The organism is Holdemania filiformis DSM 12042, assembly GCF_000157995.1.
In the GTDB taxonomy this organism is placed as follows: domain Bacteria; phylum Bacillota_I; class Bacilli_A; order Erysipelotrichales; family Erysipelotrichaceae; genus Holdemania; species Holdemania filiformis.
In genome coordinates, this window is record NZ_GG657561.1 from 285,547 (window position 1) to 292,354 (window position 6,808).

Annotated in this window: 13 protein-coding genes; all 13 read left to right on the top strand. The window is 47.5% G+C overall.

Annotation, left to right across the window (positions count from 1 at the left end):
- On the top strand, positions 1-180 hold a 180-nt coding region (locus HOLDEFILI_RS19900; RefSeq protein WP_006060452.1), incomplete at its 5' end, for a hypothetical protein.
- Positions 181-208: 28 nt separating this feature from the next.
- Complete coding sequence (locus HOLDEFILI_RS14000) at positions 209-436, top strand: hypothetical protein (RefSeq protein WP_006060453.1); 228 nt, start codon at positions 209-211, stop codon at positions 434-436.
- A 95-nt stretch (positions 437-531) separates the two neighbouring features.
- Positions 532-672, top strand: a complete 141-nt coding sequence (locus HOLDEFILI_RS18935; protein WP_003819033.1) for a Maff2 family mobile element protein — start codon at positions 532-534, stop codon at positions 670-672.
- 138 nt (positions 673-810) lie between these two features.
- Positions 811-1,029 (top strand): helix-turn-helix transcriptional regulator, encoded by a 219-nt coding sequence (locus tag HOLDEFILI_RS14010; protein ID WP_039865070.1) that lies wholly within the window; start codon positions 811-813, stop codon positions 1,027-1,029.
- A gap of 2 nt (positions 1,030-1,031) precedes the next feature.
- Positions 1,032-1,349 (top strand): hypothetical protein, encoded by a 318-nt coding sequence (locus HOLDEFILI_RS14015; protein ID WP_006060455.1) that lies wholly within the window; start codon positions 1,032-1,034, stop codon positions 1,347-1,349.
- Between the two features lie 162 nt (positions 1,350-1,511).
- On the top strand, positions 1,512-2,495 hold the full coding sequence (locus HOLDEFILI_RS14020; protein WP_006060456.1) for a M50 family metallopeptidase: 984 nt from the start codon (positions 1,512-1,514) through the stop codon (positions 2,493-2,495).
- Positions 2,496-2,649: 154 nt separating this feature from the next.
- The gene (locus tag HOLDEFILI_RS14025; RefSeq protein WP_039865071.1) at positions 2,650-3,108 is read left to right on the top strand and encodes an RNA polymerase sigma factor; all 459 of its coding nucleotides are present in this window, start codon (positions 2,650-2,652) and stop codon (positions 3,106-3,108) included.
- Positions 3,086-3,283 carry a helix-turn-helix domain-containing protein gene (locus HOLDEFILI_RS14030; RefSeq protein WP_006060459.1) on the top strand — a complete coding sequence of 66 codons (198 nt, stop codon included), beginning with the start codon at positions 3,086-3,088 and terminating at the stop codon, positions 3,281-3,283. Before HOLDEFILI_RS14025 ends, HOLDEFILI_RS14030 begins: the two co-directional genes overlap by 23 nt.
- A gap of 102 nt (positions 3,284-3,385) precedes the next feature.
- Positions 3,386-3,736 carry a hypothetical protein gene (locus tag HOLDEFILI_RS14035; RefSeq protein ID WP_006060460.1) on the top strand — a complete coding sequence of 117 codons (351 nt, stop codon included), beginning with the start codon at positions 3,386-3,388 and terminating at the stop codon, positions 3,734-3,736.
- 151 nt (positions 3,737-3,887) lie between these two features.
- Positions 3,888-4,286, top strand: coding sequence for a plasmid mobilization protein (locus tag HOLDEFILI_RS14040; RefSeq protein WP_039865072.1), 399 nt, complete (start codon positions 3,888-3,890; stop codon positions 4,284-4,286).
- Positions 4,258-5,880 carry a relaxase/mobilization nuclease domain-containing protein gene (locus tag HOLDEFILI_RS14045; protein ID WP_006060462.1) on the top strand — a complete coding sequence of 541 codons (1,623 nt, stop codon included), beginning with the start codon at positions 4,258-4,260 and terminating at the stop codon, positions 5,878-5,880. Before HOLDEFILI_RS14040 ends, HOLDEFILI_RS14045 begins: the two co-directional genes overlap by 29 nt.
- A 186-nt stretch (positions 5,881-6,066) precedes the next feature.
- A complete protein-coding gene (locus HOLDEFILI_RS18940) occupies positions 6,067-6,258 on the top strand; it encodes a hypothetical protein (protein ID WP_083787635.1) in 192 nt (63 codons plus the stop codon).
- Positions 6,248-6,808 (top strand): phage replisome organizer N-terminal domain-containing protein (locus HOLDEFILI_RS14050; RefSeq protein ID WP_006060465.1); only part of this gene is annotated, 561 nt, incomplete at its 3' end. The genes HOLDEFILI_RS18940 and HOLDEFILI_RS14050, both read left to right, overlap by 11 nt.

Here is a 6,808-nt window from a genome sequence, read left to right on the forward strand (position 1 = left end):
TACGACATCACCCGCCACCCCCGCTATCAATACCTCTCGGACGCTGACAAAAAGAATACCTTTGATGTGGACAGCTACCTGTCGTCCCTGCGCCGGAAAAAGCGGCGCGTGATAACAGAGGACGAACCCTTTGACCTCTACGACATTGAGCTGTCGGATGAAGATTTTGCCGCAGAATAAAGCGGCCATAGAGAAAGGAGCGTGACCGATGGGACACTCGGACGAATGGACATTTGCGGATTATTTCAGGTATGAGAAAGAAATCTACCGGGCGATCATTTCCGCTGCGGTTCTATGCCAGTGGATCGCGGAACATGATACCCCGCCCACGGACGGGGAAGCCGAAGAACTTGCAAGGGAAATAGACCGCAGACTGTGTGAAGCATGGGGCGAAATTTTTTCGCTGGCTGTGCTGGAATGGCGGGACGGCCAGTAACTCCGGGCCGTCTGCGGATTGTGAGGCTGCCGCTGTGAACGGCGCTTTTTTTGCACCCAAACACCATCACAATCTGAATTTATGGAGGTATATTTATGGAATTTTTCAATAGTGCAGTTGATACTTTGCAGACCATCGTTGTGGGCCTCGGTGGAGCGCTTTGCGTATGGGGCGGCGTCAATCTTTTGGAGGGATACGGGGCGGACAACCCGGCGAGCAATGCTCATGTGCGATAAAGTAACAAACAAAGATTTTGATAGGCAGCCGCCCACTATTCCTTAAATATTTCAAAATCTTTATTTCACAAAATGCAAGAAATATGTTATACTCATATTTACACAGTACCACTAAAATCAAAGAAAGGTGGCGAACCAATGGCAAGTAACAAATACCGATTTGAAAGCAAAATCCATGTTTATAGAGCTACAAAGAGAATGACACAACAAGAACTTGCCGATTTGGTGGGTGTTTCAAGGCAGACTATTATGCAGCTTGAAAGAAATAGGTACAATCCTTCTATGTTGTTAGTTTATAATATTGCAAAAGTCTTTGGTGTGACGATTGAAGATTTATTTGATTTTGAGGAGGTATAATAATGTCAGAGTTAATATATAAATTGATGAACGATATGACATTTACATGGTTTCTTTGGGGCGTAACAATTCTTCTTTCCATTTTATTTTTTGCCTACTGCCTTTCAAAAGAGGGACGTGATGAACATGGTAGGACTATTATTGGTACAGCTTGTTTTTATGGAATAATCGCCATGTTTATCTTCATGAATATATTAAGCTATTTTATGTACGCTGCGATAGAAAACATAGTGATATTTGCTAATGCTTTACGGTTAGTGTATGACGGCTTTTTGATTGTAGTTTTAATTTCTATTTTGGTTTTAAGAAAAATTCGATAACATAGTATTCGCCGCTCAAATATCAAAGTCTTATTATTCCGAGTGGCGAATTTATTTACCCTTTAAGTATGAAATACTTTACATACAGCAAGAAATAGTATATAATCGAGAGGTGGGTGAGCTATATCCAAAAGGTCAATATCAGTCAGGAGGAACAGAAACATGGTTGGTTCAATATCTTTAATTCTCTTTTTGATTTTCGCCGTATTGTTACAAATAGTCGTACATGAAGCTGGACATCTTGTGTTTGGGCTAATGACAGGATATAAATTCGTTTCTTTTACAATTTTGAATATTCGGATATACAAAAGAGATAAGAAACTTACTGTAGGACTCTCTCCGGTAATCGGTGCGGGTGGTCAAGCTGCTATGGAACCTAATTTTAGTGAATCTGATAATATTCCGGTTTTCTGGTATAATGCCGGCGGAACAGTTTTTAATTTGCTTTTAAGTTTTCTTGCGGGATGGTTTGTTCTATGGCTTAATGATGAATCGTTTATAAGAACTTTTTTTGTAGCCATTGCCATTGTTGGACTATTTTTTGCCGTTTCTAATGGCATACCAATGCGAACACATTTGCAAACAAATGACGCTTATAATATTTTAATGATGATAAATAATCCAAGTGCAAAACGGGCTTTTTACAGAATTATGAAAATAAATGCGTTTGGCATGGAAGAAAGAATCATTTTGGACTATCCAGCAATTTTATTTTCTGACTTGCCGGAAAATGACTATAATAATCCTCTTATTTGCTGTTTTGCCATTGATAAGATTTTCTATTTTTTAGAATTGGAGGAATATCAAAAGGCATTGGATATATGTAATGAAATGCTTAAAGCAAAAAATATTCCGGGCATTTACAAAAATGAAGCAACCTGCGAGAAACAGTTTTGCGAAATAATGTTAGGAATAACATCAACGAATAAACCGTACTTTCTCAAAAAAAGCACGACAAAGGCAAGGCTTGTTCCACTGGCTTCGTATCATACACAATATTCCTATGCAGCGTTTATCTCGCATGATAAAGACAAAGCCGAAAAGATATTAAATAGCTTTGAAAGAGATTGTAAAAAAAGCTGCAACAGAGGAATCATCACACATGAAAGATACATATTTAACTTATTAAAGCAAAGGTCTGTATAAAATAGCAAAACCAGTCGAGCCAGTCAACGGTCAAGATGAACGGCGCATACTGCGCCGCCGTTGACAGCCCCGCCCGCCTTTGCTGGTAGGCAATCAAGGGGCGACAGCAAGGAGTGCTGCCGCCCCTCACATTATTCAGAAAGGGGGATTTTCCATGACCGAATTTGAAGAATATCAAAAGCATATCCAATACACGCATAATGCTTTTTGCAGGATTGTTATTCGCCATGCGTCCATTGACGCAGCCCGCAAGCTGTATTCAAAGTGGAAGCGGGAAATCTCCCTTGAATACCTGTCCGAAGAAAAATTCATGCCGTTTGCCGCCACAGATGAATACTTTGCGAAGCCGCCGTCGAGCGAGGAATACCCGTTCACGGTCTGCGGTCAGACTGTCATGTTAAGCAATCCAGATCTTGCCGCAGCCCTGTCCTCTCTGCCGGAAACAGAGCAGGAAATCATCTTCCTGTACTTCTTTGAACATCTAACCCATGAGGAAATCGGCAAGCGGTACGGACGGACACGCAGCACAGCCGGACGGCACATTTATCTTGACTTGCGCCGACTACGGGAGGAAATGGAGGTGTTAGCCCATGAGCAGGCTTCTCCCCTATGAAACAATCATACAGGCTACCAACGGGGAGCCGGAAGCGGTCAACGCCGTTCGTGCCCATTATGCCGGATATATCCGCTATTACTCCCACATCTACGGACATTACAACGTGGATATGGAGGACTACATCAAGACGAAGCTGATAGAAAGCCTATTCAAGTTCCGGCTTGACCGATAAACTCACAACTGAATAACCGCCGCCATACAGCGGCACACGGAGCAGGAAATCAGTGATAAGGTTTCCTGCTTTTTTGCGCTCATTTTTCGCCGGAGAGCCAGCTTGCCGCTCCTTGATAAAAAAGTTCCGGTTTTATTCGGCGTTTTTGAAAAAACCCTGTATTACCCCACGAAAAGGGAAAATAAGATAAAAATTTCTGAAATCTCCGTCTATTTTACCTTTTGCTGGTTTGTAGGTATTAAAGAGAAAAATATCCGCCGCAGCATTGGCAAAAATTTTTCTTCTCCGTGGAGGGGAACAGCGGGCAGAAAAGGCATTTTGATTTGTCTTGTTAGTGAAAAGCGGGCAGAAACTGCCGTTGCAATCGCTTTGTTAGTGAAGTCAGAGAAGCCAAAACGCCCCGCCGGAATTGTAGTAGTAAGTGAAGGGAGCCGGAAGCTGCCACTTTTTTAGAGCAAGATTCTACCACAGTACCAAAATTCGCTTATCCGCTCATTTTGCCCCTGCGGGAATCTTGTTGGGGAGTGCCTTCCCCAAACCCTGCTTTACGGCTTGCGCCGCTCATACCGCCGCCGTTATGCGGCAACCGAAAGGAGGTCATACCATGCGAAAGAAATACAACACGCCCCACCGCTGCCATGTGATAAAAACCCGGCTGTCCGATGAAGAACACGCCGACTTCATGGAGCGGCTGGCGGCTTATCAAATCAGCCAGTCCGAGTTTATCCGGCAAGCCATACAGGGGGCAACCATACGCCCCGTGATTACCGTTTCCCCCGTCAATGATGAATTGCTTTCCGCTGTCGGGAAGCTAACCGCCGAGTACGGACGGATCGGCGGCAACTTAAACCAGATAGCCCGCTTTTTGAATGAGTACGGCGCACCCTACGCCAACTTATCCGGCGAGGTACGGGGAGCCGCCGCCGACCTTGCCGCCCTCAAGTTTGAAGTCCTCAAGAAAGTAGGTGACGCTATTGGCGATACTCAAACATATCAGCTCTAAAAATGCGGACTACGGGGACGCTGAAAAGTATCTCACATTCGAGCATGACGAGTTTACCATGAAGCCCACCCTTGACGCAGACGGGCGGCTGATACCAAGGACAGACTACCGCATTTCTTCTTTGAATTGCAACGGGGAGGATTTTGCCATTGCCTGTATGCGTTCCAATCTCCGCTATGGCAAGAACCAGAAACGGGAGGACGTAAAGAGCCACCATTATATCATCAGCTTTGACCCCCGTGACGGCCCGGACAACGGCTTGACCGTAGACCGGGCGCAGGAGTTGGGCGAGAAGTTTTGCAGAGAGCATTTCCCCGGACACCAAGCCCTTGTATGCACCCACCCGGACGGGCATAATCACACTGAAAACATCCATGTGCATATCGTCATTAACAGCCTGCGGATTGCGGAGGTTCCCATGCTGCCCCACATGGACAGACCAGCGGACAGAAAAGCAGGCTGCAAACACCGCTGTACAGACGCAGCCATGAACTATCTGAAAGCCGAAGTCATGGAAATGTGCCACAGCGAGGGGCTTTACCAGATTGACCTTTTGAATGGCAGCAAGGAACGAGTGACCGACCGGGAATACTGGGCGCAGAAGAAAGGACAAGCCGCACTGGACGAGCGCAACGCCCCCATGATTGCGGACAGTATCACACCCCGCACGACCAAGTTTGAAACAGACAAGGCGAAGCTGCGCCGGACTATCCGGGCAGCACTTTCCGAAGCGACCAGCTTTGACGAGTTTTCTTCTCTGCTTCTCCGGGAGGGCGTGACCGTCAAGGAGAGCCGGGGGCGACTGTCCTACCTCACGCCGGACAGGGCAAAACCTATTACCGCCCGCAAACTGGGGGACGATTTTGACCGCACCGCCGTCCTCTCCACTTTGGAGCAGAACGCCGCCAGAGCCGCCGAAAAAGCCGCAGCCATACCGGAATACCCCGCCAGTATCAAAGAGCGGTTACAGAGGACAAAACCAGCGAAAAACGCCCCGAAGAATGACGGTGTGCAGCGCATGGTTGACATAGCCGCAAAGAAAGCCGAGGGCAAGGGACGGGGCTATGAGAAGTGGGCGACCATGCACAACCTAAAGCAAATGGCGGCTACCCTTGCCGCCTACCAGCAATACGGCTTTTCTTCCCCGGAAGAACTGGACGAAGCCCTCACAGCCGCCCATGCGGATATGCAGGAAAGCCTTGCTGGACTGAAAGCACTGGAAGCCGCCATAGCAGACAAAAAGGAATTGCAGCGCAATCTCCTAAGCTACATCGGCACCAAGCCCGCCCGTGACGGGCTGAAAGCGCAGAAATCGGAGAAAGCCCGGAAAGCCTACCGGGAGCAGCACCAGAGCGACTTTATCCTTGCGGAATCCGCCGCCCGCTATTTCAAGGCACATGGAATCACGAAGCTGCCAGCCAGCAAAGCCCTACAAAGAGAGATTGAGCAGCTTACCGTCCAGAAGAACACCGGATATAACGACTACCGGGAAAAGCGTGAGCGTGTCCGCCAGCTTCAGACCGTCAAGGGCAATATCGACCAGATTTTGCGCCGGGAGCCGAGCCAGCAGAAAAAGCAGGAACAGGAGCGTTAAAGACTGCCCCGAAATGATACCGAAACCATACAAAAACGAGGGTGTGGGCTTTCCCCTTACCGCAATACTCCCCGACTTCCAAACGGGGCTTACAGAGCGGAAAAAGCCCGAAAATGACACCGAGAACATACAGAAAATGCCGCCTATCCCGCCACGCCGATAGAAACGGCAGAAAGGAGCCTACGATTGCCAAGAATGAGCAAGAAGCGGAAAGAGGAATGGTCTTTCTTCCTCAACCACCGCAACCGTATCACATACAACGACCTATGCCGGGGCTGTACCCGTGACTGCAAGCAGAGCTTCCGGGCAATTATCATACTCTGCCCCCGCTACTACTCCAAACGCTGGAAAAAGGAGGGCGCAGCCAATGGCAGATAACCGCAAATACTACTACCTCAAGCTGAAAGAGAACTTTTTTGACAGCGACTCCATTGTGCTGTTGGAGGATATGAAAGACGGGATTTTGTACTCCAATATCCTGTTGAAGCTGTACTTAAAATCGTTGAAAAACGGCGGAAAGTTGCAGCTTGACGAACATATCCCCTATACGGCGCAAATGATTGCGACGCTTACCCGCCACCAGATAGGGACGGTTGAACGGGCTTTAGAGATTTTCCGGCAGTTGGGGCTTGTGGAGCAGCTTAACAGCGGGCTTCTCTACATGACCGACATTGAACTGATGATAGGTCAGTCCTCTACCGAAGCGGAACGGAAACGGGCTGCAAGGCTGGAAAACAGGGCGCTTTTGCCGCCCCGGACAAACGGCGGACATTTGTCCGACATTCGTCCACCAGAGATAGAGATAAAGAAAGAGATAGATATAGAGATAGAAAAAGAGAGAGAGTTAGAAACGGGACACCCCGCCGCCTATGGCAGATATAACAATGTATTTCTTTCAGACAAGGAACTTGCCGAACTGAAAGCAGAA

Bases quoted from the DNA above. Each gene is read 5' to 3' on its own strand.
- HOLDEFILI_RS14000 (WP_006060453.1), top strand. From the start codon at position 209: ATGGGACACTCGGACGAATGGACATTTGCGGATTATTTCAGGTATGAG.
- HOLDEFILI_RS18935 (WP_003819033.1), top strand. From the start codon at position 532: ATGGAATTTTTCAATAGTGCAGTTGATACTTTGCAGACCATCGTTGTG.
- HOLDEFILI_RS14010 (WP_039865070.1), top strand. From the start codon at position 811: ATGGCAAGTAACAAATACCGATTTGAAAGCAAAATCCATGTTTATAGA.
- HOLDEFILI_RS14015 (WP_006060455.1), top strand. From the start codon at position 1,032: ATGTCAGAGTTAATATATAAATTGATGAACGATATGACATTTACATGG.
- HOLDEFILI_RS14020 (WP_006060456.1), top strand. From the start codon at position 1,512: ATGGTTGGTTCAATATCTTTAATTCTCTTTTTGATTTTCGCCGTATTG.
- HOLDEFILI_RS14025 (WP_039865071.1), top strand. From the start codon at position 2,650: ATGACCGAATTTGAAGAATATCAAAAGCATATCCAATACACGCATAAT.
- HOLDEFILI_RS14030 (WP_006060459.1), top strand. From the start codon at position 3,086: ATGAGCAGGCTTCTCCCCTATGAAACAATCATACAGGCTACCAACGGG.
- HOLDEFILI_RS14040 (WP_039865072.1), top strand. From the start codon at position 3,888: ATGCGAAAGAAATACAACACGCCCCACCGCTGCCATGTGATAAAAACC.